Annotated in this window: 14 protein-coding genes and 1 pseudogene; 8 read left to right on the forward strand and 7 right to left on the reverse strand. The window is 65.9% G+C overall.

Annotated elements, in window-relative coordinates; translation table 11 throughout:
- Positions 1 to 532: 532 nt before the first annotated feature.
- The 5 genes from ACQKDV_RS06220 (at position 533) to ACQKDV_RS06240 (ending at position 4,483) form a co-directional block, all read left to right on the forward strand.
- Positions 533 to 1,120 carry a glutathione peroxidase gene (locus ACQKDV_RS06220; RefSeq protein ID WP_427782896.1) on the forward strand — a complete coding sequence of 196 codons (588 nt, stop codon included), beginning with the start codon at positions 533 to 535 and terminating at the stop codon, positions 1,118 to 1,120.
- A gap of 96 nt (positions 1,121 to 1,216) precedes the next feature.
- Positions 1,217 to 2,194 carry an FKBP-type peptidyl-prolyl cis-trans isomerase N-terminal domain-containing protein gene (locus ACQKDV_RS06225; RefSeq protein WP_427782897.1) on the forward strand — a complete coding sequence of 326 codons (978 nt, stop codon included), beginning with the start codon at positions 1,217 to 1,219 and terminating at the stop codon, positions 2,192 to 2,194.
- Between the two features lie 22 nt (positions 2,195 to 2,216).
- Entirely contained in the window at positions 2,217 to 3,557 is a 1,341-nt protein-coding gene (locus tag ACQKDV_RS06230; protein ID WP_427782898.1) for a UDP-glucose dehydrogenase family protein, read from the forward strand.
- The gene (locus tag ACQKDV_RS06235; protein WP_108765575.1) at positions 3,550 to 3,789 is read left to right on the forward strand and encodes a SlyX family protein; all 240 of its coding nucleotides are present in this window, start codon (positions 3,550 to 3,552) and stop codon (positions 3,787 to 3,789) included. The genes ACQKDV_RS06230 and ACQKDV_RS06235 overlap by 8 nt, the downstream gene beginning before the upstream one ends.
- Positions 3,790 to 3,799: 10 nt before the next feature.
- Positions 3,800 to 4,483, forward strand: a complete 684-nt coding sequence (locus tag ACQKDV_RS06240; protein WP_427782899.1) for a DUF2058 domain-containing protein — start codon at positions 3,800 to 3,802, stop codon at positions 4,481 to 4,483.
- Between the two features lie 48 nt (positions 4,484 to 4,531).
- On the opposite strand, the gene ACQKDV_RS06245 is transcribed toward ACQKDV_RS06240, so the two are convergent.
- From ACQKDV_RS06245 to ACQKDV_RS06260, 4 genes are all read right to left on the reverse strand, one after another.
- Entirely contained in the window at positions 4,532 to 5,719 is a 1,188-nt protein-coding gene (locus ACQKDV_RS06245) for an MFS transporter (RefSeq protein ID WP_427782900.1), read from the reverse strand.
- An 83-nt stretch (positions 5,720 to 5,802) separates the two neighbouring features.
- A complete protein-coding gene (gene metH / locus ACQKDV_RS06250) occupies positions 5,803 to 8,487 on the reverse strand; it encodes a methionine synthase (RefSeq protein WP_427782902.1) in 2,685 nt (894 codons plus the stop codon).
- A complete protein-coding gene (locus ACQKDV_RS06255) occupies positions 8,484 to 9,578 on the reverse strand; it encodes a homocysteine S-methyltransferase family protein (protein WP_427782903.1) in 1,095 nt (364 codons plus the stop codon). The genes metH and ACQKDV_RS06255 overlap by 4 nt, the downstream gene beginning before the upstream one ends.
- Before the next feature lie 7 nt (positions 9,579 to 9,585).
- Positions 9,586 to 10,515, reverse strand: a complete 930-nt coding sequence (locus ACQKDV_RS06260; protein ID WP_324805296.1) for a metalloregulator ArsR/SmtB family transcription factor — start codon at positions 10,513 to 10,515, stop codon at positions 9,586 to 9,588.
- Positions 10,516 to 10,679: 164 nt separating this feature from the next.
- On the opposite strand from ACQKDV_RS06260, the gene ACQKDV_RS06265 reads away from it, so the two are divergent.
- Together ACQKDV_RS06265 and ACQKDV_RS06270 are read left to right on the forward strand one after the other, a co-directional pair.
- A complete protein-coding gene (locus ACQKDV_RS06265) occupies positions 10,680 to 11,828 on the forward strand; it encodes an acyl-CoA dehydrogenase family protein (protein ID WP_427782904.1) in 1,149 nt (382 codons plus the stop codon).
- Positions 11,829 to 12,072: 244 nt separating this feature from the next.
- On the forward strand, positions 12,073 to 12,336 hold the full coding sequence (locus ACQKDV_RS06270; RefSeq protein WP_427782905.1) for a hypothetical protein: 264 nt from the start codon (positions 12,073 to 12,075) through the stop codon (positions 12,334 to 12,336).
- A 255-nt stretch (positions 12,337 to 12,591) separates the two neighbouring features.
- Here the strand turns inward: ACQKDV_RS06270 and ACQKDV_RS06275 are convergent, their stop codons facing one another.
- Genes ACQKDV_RS06275 through ACQKDV_RS06285 form a run of 3 tightly spaced genes read right to left on the reverse strand, consistent with a single transcriptional unit; the run spans position 12,592 to position 17,687 of the window.
- Positions 12,592 to 15,762, reverse strand: coding sequence for a multidrug efflux RND transporter permease subunit (locus ACQKDV_RS06275; protein ID WP_427782906.1), 3,171 nt, complete (start codon positions 15,760 to 15,762; stop codon positions 12,592 to 12,594).
- A 15-nt stretch (positions 15,763 to 15,777) separates the two neighbouring features.
- Complete coding sequence (locus tag ACQKDV_RS06280) at positions 15,778 to 17,031, reverse strand: efflux RND transporter periplasmic adaptor subunit (protein ID WP_427782907.1); 1,254 nt, start codon at positions 17,029 to 17,031, stop codon at positions 15,778 to 15,780.
- A complete protein-coding gene (locus tag ACQKDV_RS06285) occupies positions 17,031 to 17,687 on the reverse strand; it encodes a TetR/AcrR family transcriptional regulator (protein ID WP_427782908.1) in 657 nt (218 codons plus the stop codon). The genes ACQKDV_RS06280 and ACQKDV_RS06285 overlap by 1 nt, the downstream gene beginning before the upstream one ends.
- A 274-nt stretch (positions 17,688 to 17,961) precedes the next feature.
- Here ACQKDV_RS06285 and ACQKDV_RS06290 point away from each other — a divergent pair.
- Positions 17,962 to 20,377, forward strand: a pseudogene (locus ACQKDV_RS06290) (NAD-glutamate dehydrogenase); the annotation flags it as partial.

Below are 20,377 nucleotides of genomic sequence, written 5' to 3' on the forward strand. Positions count from 1 at the left end.
GGGAGAAGGTTCGGCGTTCCCGGCCGTGAAGGGTGCTGCGTCCTGCGGAGTGTTGTCGGGAAAGGCGGGGGCCGGCGGCGGCAGGGCCAGCCAGAGCACGGCCAACAGCGCCGATAGGGCGATGGAAGCAGGTGCGGCATGGCGGCGTCGCATCCAGATGTTCATGGTTCCCCCTGTCTCAGGTGACTGGTGTTGTATGCAACTATAACACCGGCACGCTGTCGTGCAAGCCCTGCTGCAACCCGACGGATGGCAGGCCTGGTCACAGTTCCGGGCCATCACCTCAAGTTATTGATCTGATGGGGAAATTGGCGTTGCTCAGCCTGTGGTTCCGCACCCGCTTTCATTCAGCAACATCGATGCCATGTCGCCAAGAGTGCGCAGCTGTACCGCCATCTGTGCAACCGACACGTCACGCAACGTCCCGCACAGGCGGTGCCCGCAGGCGCTGCGGGCCCCGGTGCTATAGTTCGGACGATTCCCGGCCAGCGCTGGCCGGACCGTTGAAAACAGCCCCTGCGGACCGCCCCTCATGCCTCTGTCGACTGCCTTCCCGCGCCGCTTCCGCCGCCTGTCCCTGCTGACCGTGCTGGCCTTCGGCCTGGCCGGTCCGGCCGGTGCCTTCGCCGCCGATCTGCTTGACGTGAACTATCGCCCGCTGGCCGGCAAGCAGCAGGTCAACCTGGAAAAGCGCTACCACGGCCAGGTGCTGTTGGTGGTCAATACCGCCAGCAAGTGCGGCTACACCCCGCAGTACGAAGGGCTGGAAGCGCTGCACAGGCAGTACGCCGGCAAGGGTTTTGCCGTGCTGGGCTTCCCGTCGAATGATTTCAAGGGCCAGGAGCCCGGCGACGAGAAGCAGATCCAGGATTTCTGCACGCTGACCTATGGCGTCAAGTTCCCGATGTTCGAGAAGGTGCATGTCATCGGTGCGCAGGCCACGCCGCTGTACCAGCGCCTGACCGCCGCCACCGGCGTCGCCCCGGGCTGGAACTTCCACAAGTATCTGGTGGGCCGCGATGGCAGGGTCATCGCCCAGTTCGCCAGCAAGGTCACCCCGGATGATCCGCAGCTGAAAGCGGCCATCGACAAAGCCCTGGCCGCACCGGCGGTCCATTGAATGACGGCACGCACGCCTCGACATCTCCGGCGTGCGTGCGACAATGTTTGCTTTCGCGCCGACGTCGGCGCCCAGACACTTCCAGGAATGCAGCGAATGAAGATGGGAATGCGCGGCGCAGCGGCGTCGGTTCTGATTCTGGCGATGGGCACCTCCGGTGTCGCCCTGTCGCAACAACCGGCCGCACCGGCGGCCGCCAAGGAGACCGCAACCTTGAATTCCCCCAAGCAGAAGCTCGGCTACGCCATCGGTCTGGATGTGGCCAAGTCGTTTGCGCCGATCGCCGATGAAATCGACGTGGCCGCCCTGCGCACCGCCGTCGAGCGTTCGTTCGAAGGCCTGCAGCCGCAGATCACCCAGGACCAGGCCAAGGCCACCGATGCGGCCCTGCGCCAGGTCGTGATGGCCCGCAACGGCCAGCAGGTTCCGGGCATGGCCCCGGGCTCGCAGCCGGCCAAGGTCGATCGCGTCAAGGTCGCGCAGATGATCGGTTCGTACTCGGTCGGCCCGTCGCTGGCGCAGCTGAAGGACGATATCGATACCGCCTCGCTGTTCGAAGCCATCAGCACCGGTCTGGGCAAGGGCCAGCCGAAGATGACCGAGGCGGACGCGCAGGCCACCATCCAGTCGTTCATGGGCACCAAGCAGGCTGAAATGCAGGCCAAGGCCGCCCAGGCCGCGCAGACCAACCGCCAGGAAGGCAATGCATTCCTGGCCAAAAACAAGACCCAGCCGGGCGTGGTGACCACCGCCTCGGGCCTGCAGTACCAGGTGATCCGCCCGGGCAGCGGCGAGCGTCCGCTGCCGAGCAGCAAGGTGCGCGTGAACTACGAAGGCAAGCTGCTGGACGGCACCGTGTTCGACAGCTCCGCTGGCCGCGGCCCGGCCGAATTCGGCCTTGACCAGGTCATCAAGGGCTGGACCGAGGGCGTCGCCCTGATGCCGGTCGGCTCCAAGTACCGCTTCTGGATCCCGGGCGAGCTGGCCTATGGCGAAAACGGCACCCCGGGTGGTCCGATCGGCCCGAACGCCACGCTGACCTTCGACGTCGAGCTGCTGGGCGTCCTGCCGTAAGTCGCCAGGAGCCTGCACGGACATGCGCGTTGCGATTTTCGGTACCGGCTACGTCGGTCTGGTGACAGGGACCTGCCTGGCCGATGCCGGCCACCAGGTGATCTGTGTGGATATCGACCAGGCCAAGGTCGATGGCCTCAACCAGGGCATCATCCCGATCTACGAGCCGGGCCTGGAGCCGATGGTGAAGGCCAACCATGCCGCGTCGCGGCTGGCGTTCACCACCGATGCCGCAGCCGCCATCGGCCATGGCCAGGTGGTGTTCATCGCCGTCGGCACGCCGCCGGACGAGGATGGCAGCGCCGACCTGCAGTATGTGCTGGCCGTGGCCCGCACCATCGGCCGCCACATCAGCGTGCCGACGGTGGTGGTCAACAAGTCGACGGTGCCGGTGGGCACCGCCGACAAGGTCCGCGCGGCGATTGCCGAGGCGCTGGCCGCACGTGGCGCCGACATCGCCTTTGATGTCGTTTCCAACCCCGAGTTCCTGAAGGAAGGCGATGCGGTCGCCGACTGCATGCGGCCGGACCGCATCATCATCGGCGCCTCCAGCGCCGAATCGGTGGCAGTGATGCGCCGCCTGTATGCTCCGTTCAACCGCAACCACGACCGCGTGGTGGAAATGGACGTGCGTTCGGCCGAGCTGACCAAGTACGCGGCCAATGCAATGCTGGCCACCAAGATTTCATTCATGAATGAAATCGCCAACATCGCCGAACGCGTCGGTGCCGACGTCGAGCAGGTCCGCCAGGGCATCGGCTCGGACCCGCGCATCGGCTGGCACTTCATCTACCCGGGCGCCGGTTATGGCGGCTCGTGCTTCCCCAAGGATGTGCAGGCGCTGGCCCGCACCGCGCAGCAGTACGGCCTGCAGCCGAAGCTGCTGGATGCGGTGGAAGCGGTCAACGATGCGCAGAAGGGCCATCTGTTCGAGCTCATCCAGCGCCATTACGGTACGGCCGACGTGCGTGGCCGCACCTTTGCCGTGTGGGGCCTGGCCTTCAAACCGAACACCGACGACATGCGTGAAGCGTCCAGCCGACGGCTGCTGGCCCAGTTGTGGGAGGCCGGTGCGGCAGTGCGTGCCTACGATCCGGAAGCTACGCACGAAGCGCAGCGCATCTTCGGCCAGCGTGATGACCTGGTGTTCTGCGGCAGTGCCGAAGAAGCCCTGCAGGGGGCCGACGCGGTGGTGGTGGTGACCGAGTGGAAGCAGTTCCGCAGCCCCGATTTCCATGCGCTGCGCACGCAGCTGAAGGATGCGGTGGTGTTTGATGGCCGCAACCTGTACGACCCGTCCGAGGTCGAGGCTGCCGGTCTGGCGTATTACGGCATTGGCCGGGGGCGTTCGTTGCATGTCTGAGTTGCCGAGTGAACGCGAGCAGGCGCTGGAAGCGCGCCTGGTCGAACTGGAGATGCGCGTGTCCTTCCAGGAACACGCGCTGGCCGAACTGAGCGATGCGCTGGCCGATGCCCGCATGCAGGGCACGCGCAATGCCGATGTGCTGCGCGTGCTGCTGGAGGATCTGGGCAAGGTCCGCAACGCATTGAATTCTTCCGATCCGGCGAGCGAACCGCCGCCGCCGCACTACTGATCCGAACCTTATGAGCGATACCCTCCGCGACCAGCTGATGGGCCTGGGCTTCAAGCCGGCGCCCAAGCCCGAGCGCAAGAATGATGGCCCCCGCCGTGATGGCCGCCCGCAGGGCAAGGGTGGCACTGGCAACGCAAAGCCGCAGGGCGCAGGCAAGGGCGACCACAAGCCCGGCGAGCGCCGTGGTGGCCATGGCCATGCGGGTGCCGGCAAGCCCGGCCCGTCGCGTGGCCCCGGCCAGCAGGGCCCGCGCAAGCCGCGCAGCGCCGAAGAGATGGACTTGGCCAAGGCCTACGCCATCCGCGCGCAGAAGGAAAAGGAAGAGCGCATCGAGACCGAGCGCCTGAAGCAGGAAGAAGCGCGCCAGCGCCGCGAGGCCAAGGCCAAGCTTGAAGAACTGCTCAAGGACAAGGGCCTCAATGATGAAGCGGCCGATATTGCGCGCCACTTCCCGTATGGCGGCAAGATCAAGCGCATCTACGTGACCGCCACGCAGTTGACCGCTCTCAATGCGGGTGAGCTGGGTGTGGTCCAGCTCAACGGCCGTTACCTGCTGGTGACGGCCGAGCTGCTGGCGCAGGCCGAGGCCGTGTTTGCTGCTTCGGTGGCACTGAAAGTCGATCCGAATGCGCCGGCCGAGGAAGATCCGTACGCCGATCCGCAGTACCAGGTGCCGGACGACCTGGTCTGGTAAGCGCTTCTGCGGGATGACGAAGATGCCGGGCACTGCCCGGCGTTTTCGTTAGGGCGTGCGCGCCGCGCTGCGCCGTGCGCGGATCAGCGGCAGGCTCAGTGCGAAGAAGCACAGCAGCGCGCCGACCAGGGCAAAGCCACTGCCGGCCAGGAATGCCGTACGGCCATGGTCGATGGTCCACAGCTGGCCCGCGATGAGCGCACCGAGCACGCCGCCGACACCGGACGAGAAGCCATACAGCAGCCCCTGGCCGTGGCCGTTGAGCCGCCCCGGGAAGTAGGTGGCCAGCATCTGCATGGCGGCCGCGAAGAAGGCCGCAAACCCCAGCGCGTGCGCTGTCTGTGCCAGCAGCATCACCGGCAGGTTTTCCGGGAACAGCGCCGTCACCGCCCAGCGCAGGCAGGAACTGACCAGGGCGATCAGCAGCATCCAGCTGGCGTCATGGCGGCGGAAGAAACGGCCGATGGTGAAGAACACGCCCACCTCGAACACGACGCCGATGGTCCACAGCAGGCCGAGGGTGGAGGTGCGGTAGCCGTGGTGGTCCATGTAGACCGAAAAGAACGTGTAATACGGTCCGAACGACAGCTGTTCCATGAACGCGGCCAGGAAGAACGCCAGCACCGGCGGGCGGCGCACGATCTGCCAGAAGCCACTGGCATCGCCCGCGGTCTTGCCGATGCCGCGCGCGTACTGGTTGCTGAAGGCGGAGACCACCAGCAGGGCGAACAGGGGCAGCATCATCCACGGCAGCAGCCCGGCGCGGCTGCCAGTGCCATCGCCTTCGATGAGCCAGCCGAACAGGGTGACGATGGCGATGAAGCCCAGCGAGCCCCAGACCCGGATCAGCCCGTAGCGATGGCTGTCATTGCCGAGGTGGGTAAGGGTGATCGACTCGAACTGCGGCATCACCGCGTTGTAGAAGAAGCAGAACACCACCATCGCCGGGTACATCCACGGCTGCGGCAACGGCAGCAGGAAGGCGGCGAAACTGAGCAGCGTCAGCACGCAGCCCGCACGCAGCAGTCGGATCGGGCAGGGCGAGGCCGCCGCCAGTGATGTCCAGGTGCTGGGCGCGACCACGCGGGTGGCATACCACAGCCCCATCATCACGCTGATGGCGGCCACGCTCATGCCGCGCGCAGTGAGGAACAGGCTCCAGTACGGTGTGAATGCGCCCAGCGCCGCGTAATAGAACAAATAGAAGCTGGACAGGCGGGCAGCAGGAACGGTCACCGCGGCAATCATGCACTGAAAAAAGGGGACGGAGGGGATTAAGTCGTTTGTGCACAAACGACTTAATCCCCTCCGTCCCCTTTTTATTCGGGATCGTAGTCGAGGTTGGAGGCCAGCCAGCGCTCGGCCTGCGCGCGGTCGACGCCCTTGCGCCGGGCGTAGTCGCTGACCTGCTCGCGGCTGAGACGGCCGACCACGAAGTACTGGCTCTGCGGATGGCTGAAGTAATAGCCCGATACCGCTGCGGTGGGCAGCATGGCGAAGCTTTCGGTCAGCGACATGCCAGCGTTGGCCTCGGCCTGCAGCAGGTCGAACAGACGGCGCTTCTCGCTGTGCTCGGGGCAGGCCGGGTAACCTGGCGCCGGGCGGATGCCGCGGTACTGCTCGTCGATCAGCGCCTCGTTGTCCAGCGTCTCGGCGTGGTCGTAGCCCCAGAATTCCGTACGCACGCGCTGGTGCAGGCGCTCGGCCAGTGCTTCGGCGAAGCGATCGGCAAGGGCCTTCAGCAGGATCGCGTTGTAATCGTCATGCTCGGCTTCGAACCGCGCGACATGGGCGTCGATGCCGATGCCGGCGGTGACCGCGAACGCGCCGATCCAGTCCTGCTGTCCGCTGTCGGCCGGGGCGATGAAGTCGGCCAGGCAGAAGTCCGGGCGCTCGGCCGGCTTGTCCACCTGCTGGCGCAGGAAGTGCAGGGTGGTCTCGCCCTGCGGGTGCTGCACGCGCACGTCATCGCCGACGCTGTTGGCCGGCCACAGGCCGAACACGGCCTTGGCCTGCAGCCACTTCTCTTCGACGATGCGCGCCAGCATCGCGCGTGCATCGCGGTACAGCTCGCTGGCCTGGCTGCCGACAATCTCGTCGGTGAGGATGGCCGGGTACTTGCCCGCCAGTTCCCAGGCCTGGAAGAACGGCGTCCAGTCGATGTAATCGACCAGTTCGGCCAGCGGGTAGTCATCGAATACATGCAGGCCCGGCTGCTTCGGTGCCGGCGGTGCGTAGTCGGCCCAGTCGCCCTGGAACTTCTGCCCGCGTGCGTGCTCCAGCGACACCAGGCGCTTGGCATCGCCGCGGTTGCGGTGGCGGACGCGGATCTCGGCGTAGTCGGCTTCGTTGGCGGCGACGAACGCCTCGCGCAGATCGCGCGAGATCAGCGACTGGGCTACGCCGACGGCGCGCGAGGCATCCTTCACCCACACCGTCGGCGCCTTGTAGTGCGGGTCGATCTTCAGCGCGGTATGCGCGCGCGAGGTGGTCGCACCGCCGATCAGCAGGGGCAGGTCGAAACCCTGGCGTTCCATTTCACGCGCGACGTGGCTCATTTCTTCCAGTGACGGCGTGATCAGCCCGGACAGGCCGATCAGGTCGGCGTTGTGCTCGCGGGCTGCATCGAGGATCTTCTGCGCCGGCACCATCACGCCGAGGTCGACCACCTCGAAGTTGTTGCAGGCCAGCACCACGCCGACGATGTTCTTGCCGATGTCGTGCACATCGCCCTTCACCGTGGCCATGATGATCTTGCCGTTGCTCTTGGCGGTGTCGCCGCTGCGCGCCTTCTCGGCCTCGATGTACGGCAGCAGGTAGGCCACGGCCTTCTTCATCACGCGCGCGGATTTCACCACCTGCGGGAGGAACATCTTGCCGGCACCGAACAGGTCGCCGACCACGTTCATGCCATCCATCAACGGGCCTTCGATCACGTCCAGCGGGCGGCTGGAGGCCTGCCGGGCCAGCTCGGTATCTTCTTCAACGAAGGCATCCAGGCCGTGCACCAGGGCGTGCGCCAGACGCTGCGCCACCGGCTTTTCGCGCCAGGCCAGGTCCTCGGTCTTCGCTGCGCCCTTTTTGCCCTTGTAGCGCTCGGCGATCTCCAGCAGGCGCTCGGTGGCGTCACTGCGGCGGTTGAGGATCACGTCCTCCACGCGTTCGCGCAGCTCCGGGTCCAGCTCGTCGTAGATCGGCATCGCGCCGGCGTTGACGATGCCCATGTCCATGCCGGCAGCGATGGCGTGGTACAGGAACACCGAGTGGATGGCCTGGCGTACCGTTTCATTGCCACGGAAGGAAAACGAGACGTTGGACACGCCGCCGGACACGTGGCAGTGCGGCAGGGTCTGCTTGATGATCCGGGTCGCTTCGATGAAGTCGACCGCGTAGTTGTCGTGTTCCTCGATGCCGGTGGCGACGGCGAAGATGTTGGGATCGAAGATGATGTCCTGCGGCGGGAAGCTGATTTCATCGACCAGGATGCGGTAGGCGCGCGTACAGATCTCGACCTTGCGCGCGCAGGTGTCGGCCTGGCCGGCTTCGTCGAAGGCCATCACCACGGCCGCTGCGCCATAGCGCAATACCTTGCGCGCGTGTTCGCGGAACAGCGCCTCGCCTTCCTTCAGCGAGATCGAGTTGACCACGCTCTTGCCCTGCAGGCATTTCAGGCCGGCCTCGATCACGCTCCACTTGGAGGAATCGACCATCACCGGGATGCGTGCGATGTCCGGCTCGGACATGATCAGGTTGAGGTAGCGGGTCATCGCCGCTTCCGAATCGATCAGGCCCTCGTCCATGTTGACGTCGAGGATCTGCGCGCCGCTGGCCACCTGCTGGCGGGCCACGTCCACGGCCTCCTCGTAGCGGCCTTCCTTGATGAGCTTGCGGAACTGCGCGCTGCCGGTGACGTTGGTGCGCTCGCCGACGTTGACGAACAGCAGGTCCGGGGTGATGACCAGCGGTTCCAGGCCGGACAGGCGGGTATGTGGCGTGGTGCTCATGCGGCCTGCTGCTCCTGTGCGCCGGGCAGGGCGCGCGGGGGCAGGCCAGCGACGGCCTGCGCGATGGCGCGGATATGGTCCGGGGTGGAGCCGCAGCAGCCGCCGACCAGATTCAGCAGGCCATCCTCGGCAAAACCGCGCAGAGTGGCCGCCATTTCCTCGGGTGTTTCATCGTATTCGCCGAAGGCATTGGGCAGGCCCGCATTGGGGTGCGCGCTGACATGGCAGTCGGCCACCTGCGAAAGGGTCTCCACGTGTGGGCGCATGGCATCGGCGCCCAGCGCGCAGTTCAGGCCGATCGACAGCGGCCGCGCATGGGCAAGCGAGGCGTGGAAGGCATCGGCGGTCTGCCCCGACAGCGTGCGGCCTGACGCATCGGTGATGGTGCCGGAGATCATCACCGGCAGGCGCGCGCCACGCGCATCGAAGGCTTCTTCCAGCGCATACAGTGCGGCCTTGGCATTGAGTGTGTCGAAGATTGTTTCGACCATCAGCGTGTCGGCGCCGCCGTCGATGAGGCCCTCGATGGCTTCGCGGTAGGTATCGCGCAGTTCATCGAAGCTGGTGTTGCGGAAGCCGGGATCATTCACGTCCGGGCTGATGGACGCGGTGCGGCTGGTCGGGCCGATCACCCCGATCACGAAGCGCGGCTTGCCCGGCGTGGTCGCTGCCACCGCATCGCAGCAGGTCCGTGCAACCGCAGCACCGGCCTTGTTCAACTCGTACACCAGATGTTCGAGGTGATAGTCGGCCTGGCTGACCGAGGTGGCGTTGAAGGTGTTGGTTTCCACCAGGTCCGCACCGGCATCCAGGTAGGCAATGTGGATGTCGGCGATGATCTGCGGCCGGGTCAGCAGCAACAGATCGTTATTGCCCTTCAGGTCATGGCCTTCCGGCGCCGCGTGGTCACACCCCGGGCCGTGCGCGTGGTCGTAGCCACCGGCGAAGCGCTCGCCGCGGTAATCGGCTTCCTGCAGGCCGTGGCGCTGGATCATCGTGCCCATCGCACCGTCGATGATCAGGATGCGCTCGCGCAGTGCGGCGAGCAGGGCATGAGCACGTTCGGGATGCAGCCAGGGCAGGGCGGACACGGCGACCTCAGGGCTTGTTGGCGATCAGCGAGATGACTTCAAAATGCGGCGGGCGCTTTTCACGGGTTACGGTTTCCAGGCTGGACACCTGCAGGCCGGCCTTGTCGACGAACCTGCGCAGCTCCTTGTCGCTGAAGCCGAGGTTGACGTGACCGTAAGCTTCCACGGCGGATTTGTGCTCGTGCCGGGCCAGGCTGCACAGCAGCAGGCGGCCGCCGGGGCGCAGCACGCGCGCGGCCTCGGCCACCGCCTGCGCCGGCTTGCTGGCGTAGGTCAGCGCGTGCATCAGCACCACCAGGTCGAAGGTGCGGTCCTTGAAGGGCAGGGCGTGCATGTCGCCCTCGCGGACCTCCACGTTGGGCAGCCGGCGCAGGCGTTCACTGGCGGCGGCCACCACGCGCGCGCTGGTGTCGATGCAGACGTAGCGGCTGGCGTGCGGCGCCACCAGTTCGGCCAGCACGCCGTCACCGGAGGCGATGTCCAGCACGTCGCCGGTTTCCAGCAGCGGCAGGGCGGTGCGCGCCAGGGCTTCCCAGGTACGGCCCGGCGAGTAGTGGCGCTCCATGTCGCCGGCCACGCTGTCGGCCCAGTTCTGATCGGCAGCGCGGCTGGCCTTTACGGCGGCGACGCGTTCAGCATCCTGGCGCAGCAGCGGGTCATCGCTTCCATTGCTCAGGGCATGCCACAATGCGCGCTGCGCCGGGTCCAGCTGGGCATCGTCGAAGCGGTAATAGGCCGACACACCGGCACGGCGGTCGCGCACCAGCCCGGCTTCCTTCAGGCGCGCCAGGTGGGTCGACACCCGCGGCTGCGCCAGCCGGGTGATCGCCGACAGCTCGGCCACGGTCAGCTCTTCCTGCTCCAACAGCGCCAGCAGGCGCACCCGGGTCGCGTCGGCGAACACCTTCAGGCGCGTCGACCAGTCTTCCAGATCCATAAATATCTACCTATCGCGATATAGAGATATATTCGCCGACAGTCCCTGTCCCGGTCAAGTCGCGCAGCCGCGCGAGTCAGACGCCGATGCCTGGCCCCCGTTACAATCGAGGCACCTGGACGCGCTGTGCGCGGCCCATATCATCATGTCCCTGGGAGGGTGTTGTGGATTTCAGCTTTACTGAAGAGCAGTTGATGCTGCAGGACGTGGCGCGGCGGATCGCGCAGGAAAAGATCGCCCCGAGCGCGGAGCACCATGACCGCACCGGCGAATTCCCGCTCGAGAACATCCGCCTGCTGGGCGAGAACGGCCTGATGGGCATCGAAGTGCCGACCGAGTACGGTGGCGCGGGCATGGACCCGATCGCATACGTGTTGGCGATGGTGGAGGTTGCCGCCGGTGATGCCGCACACTCGACCATCATGTCGGTCAACAATTCGCTGTTCTGCAACGGCATCCTGACCCATGGCAGCGAAGCGCAGAAGCAGAAGTACGTGCGCGCCATCGCCGAAGGCGAGGCCATCGGTGCGTTTGCGCTGACCGAGCCGCAGTCCGGTTCAGATGCCACGGCCATGCGCTGCCGCGCGGTCAAGCAGGCCGATGGCACCTATCTCATCAACGGCAAGAAGAGCTGGATCACGTCCGGCCCGGTGGCCAAGTACATCGTGCTGTTTGCGATGAGCGAGCCGGACAAGGGCGCCCGTGGCATCACCGCGTTCCTGATCGACACCGACAAGGCAGGTTTCGGCCGCGGCAAGACCGAGCCGAAGCTGGGCATCCGTGCCTCGGCCACCTGCGAGATCGAGTTCAACGACTACGTCGCCCAGGCCGATGACGTGCTGGGACAGGAAGGCGAGGGCTTCAAGATCGCCATGGGCGTGCTCGACGCCGGCCGCATCGGCATTGCTTCGCAGGCCATCGGCATCGCCCGTGCCGCCTATGAGGCCACCCTGGAATACGTGAAGGACCGCAAGGCCTTCGGCGCCGCCATCGGTACCTTCCAGATGACCCAGGCCAAGATCGCCGACATGAAGTGCAAGCTGGACGCGGCCCTGCTGCTGACCCTGCGCGCGGCGTGGGTGAAAGGCGAGGGCAAGCGCTTCAGCAACGAGGCGGCCATCGCCAAGCTGACCGCATCGGAAGCGGCGATGTGGATCACCCACCAGGCCGTGCAGATCCACGGTGGCATGGGGTATTCGAAGGAAATGCCGCTGGAGCGTTACTTCCGTGATGCCAAGATCACCGAGATCTACGAAGGCACCTCGGAAATCCAGCGTTTGGTGATCGCCCGCAACGAGACGGGCCTGCGTTGAGCTCGAGCGGACGCGTCGCTGCAATGGCGGCGCCTCCGTACTCGGCCCCAGCGCAGTAGATCCACGCCATGCGTGGATGGGCCGTGGCATTGGATATCTGTAGAGCCGAGCCCATGCTCGGCTCCGGTACAGGCAGCCGAGCATGGGCTCGGCTCTACAGAAAGCGATCGCGCGCACCAGCCCCGCTACAATGCAGCCCCTCTTTGCATGGAGCTGCACGATGATATATCGCGGTTGGGGATTCATGACGCTGGTGACACCGATCGCGGTGATCCTGCTGCTGGCGTACTTCTTCCCTCACGAAGGTCCGAAGGGCAACATCCCGCTGCAACAGGTGCTGCTGGGTGGTGGTATTGGCGCTGGCGTGAACGTGCTGGTGGGCCTGTGGCTGAACCGCGCGCCGCGGCAGAAGGGCGAAGCGGCGCCGCACCATTTCTTCTTCGTGCCGATGCAGTGGGTGGCGCTGATGATCGTGGCCGTGTGTGCGGTGATCGCGCTGCTGCGCTGAGGGGTTGGAGCTTCCTGTATAGCCGAGCCCATGCTCGGCTTTCGCGGCCAGTAGATCCACGCCATGCGTGGATGCGCCGTGGCGTGCGCTTTCTGTAGAGCCGAGCCAATGCTCGGCTCGGGTAAAAGCAGCCGAGCGTGGGCTCGGCTCTACAGGAAGCAAAAGCAGCCGAGCGTGGGCTCGGCTCTACAGACACCTGCAACAAAAAAGGCCCCGGATCGCTCCGGGGCCTTTTCACTTCAACCTATCGCCGGATCAACGATCCGGGCGGTGTGCGCCTTCCGCGTCGCGCTGGCGTTCCATGAACTCCTTGGACGGTTCATCCAGCTTGTCGCCCAGCATGCGGCGCACGACCACGAAGAACACCGGGATCATCAGCAGGCCCAGCAGGGTGGCAAACAGCATGCCGCCGATCACGCCGGTACCGATGGCGTGGCGGGAGTTGGCGCCCGCGCCGGTGGAGATGGCCATCGGGATCACGCCCATGATGAACGCGAACGAGGTCATCAGGATCGGGCGGAAACGCAGGCGGGCCGCCTCGATGGTCGCATCGCGCAGGGTCTTGCCTGCGGCACGCTGCTCCACCGCGAACTCCACGATCAGGATCGCGTTCTTTGCCGCCAGGCCGATCACCGTGATCATGCCGATCTTGAAGAAGATGTCGTTGGGCAGGCCGCGCAGCATCGACAGGCCGATGGCACCCAGCACGCCCAGCGGCACCACCAGCAGCACCGCCACCGGGATCGACCAGCTTTCATACAATGCGGCAAGGCACAGGAACACCACCACCACCGACAGCACCAGCAGCAGCGTCGCCGCGTTGCCCGCCAGGATTTCCTGGTAGGACATGCCCGACCAGTCGTAGCCGTAGCCGGCCGGCAGGTCGTTGGTGACGATGTCTTCCATCGCGGTCATCGCTTCACCCGAGCTCTTGCCCGGTGCCTGCGAACCGACGATGTTGATGGCCGAGTAGCCGTTGTAGCGGCTCAGCGACGGCGGCGCCGACACCCATTCCGACTTGACCACCGTGTTCAGCGGGATCATGGCGTTGGTGCCGTCGGCATTGGTGGTCAGGCTGGAGGGGCTGTAGAAGCTCTTCAGCGATTCCTGGCCGGTGCGGAACGGCGCGTCGGCCTGCATGGTCACGCGCTTGATGCGGCCCTGGTAGAAGAAGTCGTTGACGTACACCGGGGCCAGCATCAGCTGGATGGTGCTGTAGACGTCCGACACCGACATGCCCATCGACTGCGCCTGCACGCGGTCGACGTGCAGCGACAACTGCGGGGCGTTTTCCAGGCCGTTGGGGCGCACGCCGGTCAGCTTGTCGCTTTCCTGCGCAGCCTTGCCCAGCAGCATGTTGCGCGCCTGGGTCAGCTGTTCGTAGCCCTGGCCACCGCGGTCCTGCAGCCACATGTCGAAGCCGCCGAACTGGCCCAGGCCCTGCACGGTCGGCAGGTTCACCACGAAGATCTGCGCTTCCTTGATGCCGTAGAACGCGCCGTTCATGTTCTGGATGAACTCGGGCACGGTCACCTTGCGGTCGGCCCACGGCTTGAGGCGGATGAAGCCCATGCCCACGTTCTCGCCCGAACCGACGAAGCTGAAGCCGGCGATCTGCATCAGGCCTTCATAGCCTTCCTGGTTCTGCAGGATGCCGCGCATCTGCGCGAAGACCTCGTTGGTCTGGCCCTTGGTCGAGCCCGGCGGCAGCTGCACGATGGCCAGTGCGTAGCCCTGGTCTTCTTCCGGCAGGAAGCTGCCCGGCATGCGGGTGAACAGGAAGCCGCACAGCGCGGTCAGCACCACCGCCAGGATCATCCAGCGCGGCGCGTGCTTCACCGCCGAGGTGATGTGGCCGACGTAGGTACCGCTGATCTTGTCGTAGTACTTGTTGAAGGTACGGTAGACGATGTTCGGGTGGTCGTTGTGCGTCGGCTTGAGGAAGGTCGCGCACAGGGCCGGGGTGAAGCCCAGCGCCAGGAACGCGGAGAACGCCATCGAGATGGCGATGGTCAGCGCGAACTGCTTGTAGATCTCACCGGCCGCACCGCCCTGCAGGGCCGAGGGAATGAACACTGCCGCCAGCACCACGGTGATGGCCACCACCGCGCCGGTGATCTGGGTCATCGCCTTCTGCGTGGCCGGCTTCGGCGCCAGGCCTTCCTCGGTCATGATGCGTTCGACGTTCTCGATCACCACGATCGCGTCATCGACCACGATGCCGATGGCCAGCACCATCGCAAACAGGGTCAGCTGGTTGATGGTGAAGCCGATAAGCCACATGCCCAGGAAGGTGCCGAGCAGGGCCACCGGGATGACCAGGGTGGGGATGATCGTCGCGCGGAAGTTCTGCAGGAAGATCAGCATCACCAGGAACACCAGCAGGACCGCTTCAAACAGGGTCTTGACCACTTCCTCGATGGAGATCTTGACGAAGGTCGTGCTGTCGTACGGCGAGAACCAGCTGACGCCGGCCGGGAAACTCGGCTGCAGCTCGTCCATCTTGGCGCGCACGGCATCGGCCACGTTCAGGGCGTTGGCGCCCGGCAGCAGCTGGATGGCGAAGGCACCGGCCGCCTGGCCGTTGTACTGGGTATCGAAGCCGTAGTTGTTGGCGCCGAACGCCACGCGGGCGACGTCCTTGAGCAGCACGCGCGAGCCGTTGGCATTGGCGCGCAGGATGATGTTCTCGAACTCTTCGGGCGAGCTGAAGCGGCCTTCGGCCGAGACAGTAGCAGTGAAGTGGCCATCCGGCGAGGGATCGGAGCCCAGCGAACCGGCCGCGAACTGCACGTTCTGCGCGCGCACCGCAGCCAGCACTTCGCTGGCCGACAGGCCATAGCCCTGCATCTTTTCCGGGTTGAGCCAGATGTTCATGGCGTACTCGGAACCGAACTGCTGGGTGCTGCCGACGCCGGGGATACGCGAAACTTGGTCGAGCACGCGCGAACCGACGATGTCGTTCAGCGCGTCGCGGCTGATCGTGCCGGTATCCGAACGCAGGCCGACCACCATCAGGAAGCCGGCATTGGCCTTGGCCACCACCACACCCTGCTGGGTCACTTCCGAAGGCAGGCGTGGCGTGGCCAGCGAGACCTTGTTCTGCACCTGCACCTGGGCGATGTCCGGATCGGTGCCGGTCTCGAAGGTCAGGGTGATCTGCGCACGGCCGTTGGACGCCGAGGACGAGCTGAAGTACAGCAGGTGATCGATACCGGTCAGCTGCTGCTCGATCACCTGGGTGACCGATTTTTCAGTGGTGTCCGCGCTGGCACCGGGGTAGGTGGCCGAGACGGTCACCTGCGGCGGGGCGATGTTGGGGTAGGACTCGACGCCCAGGTTGAGGATCGCGATCACGCCGCTGAGCGAGATCAGGATCGCCACCACCCAGGCGAAGACTGGATGTTCGATGAAAAATTTAGGCATGACGGAAGGTTCCCGTTACTGCTTGTTCGATTCGGTGGCGGCCGGTTCGGCCTTGTCGGCCGCATCCGGCGTGGCCGGGGCCTTGTCGGTACCGGCGGCAGCCGGGGCTGCGCCAGCCGCGGCGGGCTGGCCATTGGCGTCCTGGCCCGGGGTCCAGGGCTTGGCCGTGGCCGGCGCCCCCTCCTTGACCTTCTGCACGCCTGCCACCACGACCTTGTCACCGGCGGCCAGGCCGTCGCTGACCATCCAGTTGCCACCCTGTGCGCCTTCGGTCTTCACGTTCTTGCGCACGACCTTGCCGTCGGCGCCGACCACCATCACGAAGCCGCCAGCGCTGTCACGCTGCAGGGCTTGCTGCGGGATCAGGAAGGCGTTGTTGCGCTCGCCCAGGTTGGCCTGGAAGCTGACGAAGGCACCCGGCAGCAGGATCTTCTGCGGGTTCGGCAGCACCGCGCGCAGCGAGACCGCGCCGGTGGTCGGGTCGACCGTGGTGGACGAGAAGTCCAGGGTGCCCGGTTCGCTGTAGGCGGTGCCGTCGGACAGCTTGACGTTGACCGTGGCCTTGCCATCGCCGGACAGCGCCAGCGCACCGCGTGCCTGCTGCGCACGCAGCTGGCTCAGTTCGTCCACGCTCAGCGAGAAGTTCACATACAGCGGGTCCAGCTGGTCCACGGTGGTCAGCAGGGTGACGTCGCCCTGGCCGACCAGCGCACCTTCGGTGACCTGCTGCTTGTTGGCCACGCCGCTGATCGGAGCGGTCACTTCGGCATAGCCCAGGCTGATGCGCGAGGAGGTGACCGAGGCTTCGGCCTGCTTCACTGCGGCCAGCGCGGTGCGCTCGGCGGCTTCGGCGCTGTCCAGGTCGGACTTGGACACGTACTGCTGCGGCGCCAGCGAACGGGCGCGGTCGGCGGCAATCTTGGCATTGGCATAGGTTGCGCGGGCCGAGGCCAGCTGTGCTTCGGAGGCATTGAGGGTGGCGCGCAGCGGTGCCGGATCGATCAGGAACAGGGTCTGGCCCTGCTTGACCTCGCTGCCTTCCTGGTAGACGCGCTTGAGCAGCACGCCCGGCACGCGCGCGCGCACGTCGGCGCTGCGGAACGGCGACAGGCGGCCGACCAGTTCACGCTGCAGCGGCAGCGTCTGCGGCCTGGCGTCGATTACGCCCACCTCCGGCGGCGGGGGCGTCTGCTGTTCCGGCTTCTTGCAGGCGGCCAGCGCGACAGCAACGGCGCACGTCAAGGCAAGGGTGCGGAGTGGGGCGGTCATCAGGAGGAACTCCGGGGTTGGTTTGTAGTGGGGGCCGCCGACGGCAGTGGCGCAAAGGCGCGCAGGAAGCTGTCAACGGAGAATTCTGCCCAGCGCCGACGCCGCTGCGCGTCATCGCGGTGGGGGGTATGGAAGCGTTGTTTGTCGAAATCCTGACCGGCAATCATGCTCAGCAGCAGTTCGGCCATGAAGTGTGGGTCGTCATGCCGGAGCTGGCCCCGCATGCAAACGGTTTCAATCCATTCAGCAAGGTGAAGCGTGAGTGCGCCGGCCCCATGCCGGTACAGCGTACGCGCCTCTTCGGGGAACTGCGCCGCATCGGCGGCAATCACCCGGCAGGCCTGTCCCACGTGCGGCTGGTTGAAGTGCTCCAGGAAGTCAATGGCGAACTGCATCAGGCTCGCACGCAGGTCGTCAGTGCGGAGTGCACGGACCATGGCCCCGGTGGCGTGGCCGACATGGCGCTGCATGACCCGCCGCAGCAGGTCCTGCTTGCTGCCGTAACGCGAATAAAGGGTCTGCTTGGAGCAGCCGGCATGCTGGGCCACCGCGTCCATGCTGATCTGCATGCCCTGCTGGGCCAGCAGTTCGCCCACGGCATCGAACACGCGTTGGTCGCGTGCATCCAGGGCAGAGGGGAGGTAGGCCGGGTTCACGCGGTGGACTATACCGTCCAGTTCAGGATTGTGGAATCGTGCCGATGGTCCTGTCTGTCCCGATGAGCGACCCGGCACGCGTGTGTTCCGGTAACACGGTTTGCCGATCCTGTCGCAACGCGTTGCCGATTGCCGACGCCATACCGGTGCGAACTGAATAGGCGTCTAAACCGCAGCAAACCCGGCATTTCATTATTCCGTCCTGCAGCAAGGCCTTTTCCTGCAACAGGGCTACAATTTCATTTTCCCAACTGAGCAAGCGCCCCGCTCTGCCATGAAACCGCAAAAAACCGCAGCCAAGACCGTGAAAAACAAGACCAAGCCAGCTGAGTCGGAGGTCGCAGTGACCGCTGGTTTCTCCCTGGAGCCGGTGTACACGGCCTTGCGCAAGCGTTACCCCGCGGCCGCGCAGGCCGAGGCAGTGGCATTTGCCGCCGATTTCTACAAGCGCATGGAGTCGGACGAGTTCCCGCACCACACCGCGGAAGAATGGGCGGCGCTGGCGGCAGACACCCTGGAGTTCGCGCGTGCACGCAAGGCCGGCAAGGCCAATGTGCGCGTGTTCAACCCCACCGCCAAGGCCAACGGTTGGGAATCGCCGCACACCGTGCTGCAGATCATCAATGATGACATGCCGTTCCTGGTCGATACCGTGACCATGTCACTGGCCGAACAGGGCGTGGGCGTGCACGTGCTGGGCCACCCGGTGCTGCGCTTCACCCGCGACAAGGCCGGCAAGCTGGCCAAGGTGGGCGAGGGCGATGCCGAGTCGGTGATGCTGCTGGAGATCGACCGCCAGCCGGTCGAAGCCATGGCCGCCATCGAGCAGGCCATCAACAAGGCGCTGGACGAAGTGCGCGCCATCGTGCGTGACTGGCAGCCGATGAAGGACAAGGCCTTGGCCCTGGCCGACGACCTGGGCAGCCGCACGCTGCCGGTCGACGATGCCTCCCGTGCGGAGGCGCAGCAGTTCCTGCGCTGGGCCGCCGACAACCACTTCACCTTCTTCGGCTACCGCGAATACCGCGTGGAGAAGCAGGGCAAGGAAGACGTGCTGGCGCCGCTGAACGACACCGGCCTGGGCCTGATGCGCGGCAAGGACAAGTCCGCTGCACGCCCGGTCAAGACGCTGGCCGCGCAGGGCCTGAACACCACGTCCGGGCTGAAGGACGCACTGATCCTGACCAAGACCAATGCGCGTTCGCGCGTGCACCGCGCCGGCTACATGGACTACATCGGCGTGCTGGAATTCGATGCCAAGGGCCGGATCATCGGCGAGCAGCGCTTCCTCGGCCTGTTCACTTCCAGCGCCTACAACCGTCGCCCGTGGGAAATCCCGCTGGTGCGCCAGCGCCACGAACACGTCATGAAGCAGTCCGGCCTGGCCCCGGCCAGCCACAGCGGCAAGGCCCTGCGCCACATCCTGGAAACCCTGCCGCGCGAAGAGCTGTTCCAGTCCAGCGAGGACGAGCTGCTGCGCACGGCCATGGGCGTGCTGGGCCTGCAGGAGCGCGTGCGCAGCCGCCTGTTCCTGCGCCGCGACAAGTACAGCCTTTTCATTTCCGCGCTGGTCTACCTGCCGCGCGAACGCTTCAACACCGACGTGCGCCTGCGCATCGAAGCGATGCTGAAGGAAGCGCTGCACGGTGAATACGTCGACAGCTCGGTGGTGCTGGGCGAATCGCCGCTGGCCCAGGTGCACCTGATCGTGCGCCCGAAGCCGGGCGAAATGCTCGACGTCGACACCGCCGCACTGGAGCAGAAGCTGGCCCAGGTGCTGCGCAACTGGCAGGACGACCTGCGTGAGGCGCTGGTGTCCCGCCATGGCGAGACCGAAGGCCTGCGCATCGCCGCCCGCATCGGCAAGGCGCTGCCGGCCGGCTACATCGAAGACAACAGCACCGCCGTTGCCGCCAACGATGTCAGCCAGCTCGACGCCCTGACCGGCCCGGACGATCTGCGCCTGAGCCTGCAGGCCGTGCCGCGCGAAAGTGGCGATGGCCTGCGCCTGAAGCTGTACCGCCAGCTGGATGACATCCCGCTGTCCGATGCGCTGCCGATGATGGAAAACATGGGCCTGCGCGTGATCGCCGAGCGCCCGTACCGCCTGTCGGTCGACAACGCCCCGGTATACGTGCAGGACTTCGAGGTTGAATCGACCGCCGGTGCCATCGATGCCGCCCGCGTCGACGAAGCCTTCGGCGAGACCTTCGCCCGCGTCTGGCATGGCGATGCCGAGAACGACGGCTTCAACCGCCTGGTGCTGGCCGCCGGCCTGCACTGGCGCCAGGTCGCCATGCTGCGTGGCTACTGCAAGTACCTGCTGCAGACCGGCGTGCCGTTCTCGCAGGCCTATGTGGAAGGCACCTTCTCGCGCTACCCGCTGCTGGCCCGCCTGCTGGTGGAACTGTTCGAAGCCCGCTTCGATCCGGCCACCGGCCACGAGAGCAAGGATGACATTGCCGCCGGCCAGGCCCAGCTGAAGGCCCACTTCGATGTGCTGGCCGCCGGCGACGACGCCACCCTGAAGGTCCTCAAGACCGTGGTCGATGCGCGCAAGGGCGACCGCGATGCGCAGATGCAGGCCGCGCGCGACGCGCTGCTGAAGCTGATGGACCGCGTGTCCAGCCTGGACGAGGACCGCATCCTGCGCTCGTTCATGGGCGTGATCGACGCGACCCTGCGTACCA

It is taken from the genome of Stenotrophomonas sp. NPDC077659, assembly GCF_050268705.1.
Lineage (GTDB): Bacteria > Pseudomonadota > Gammaproteobacteria > Xanthomonadales > Xanthomonadaceae > Stenotrophomonas.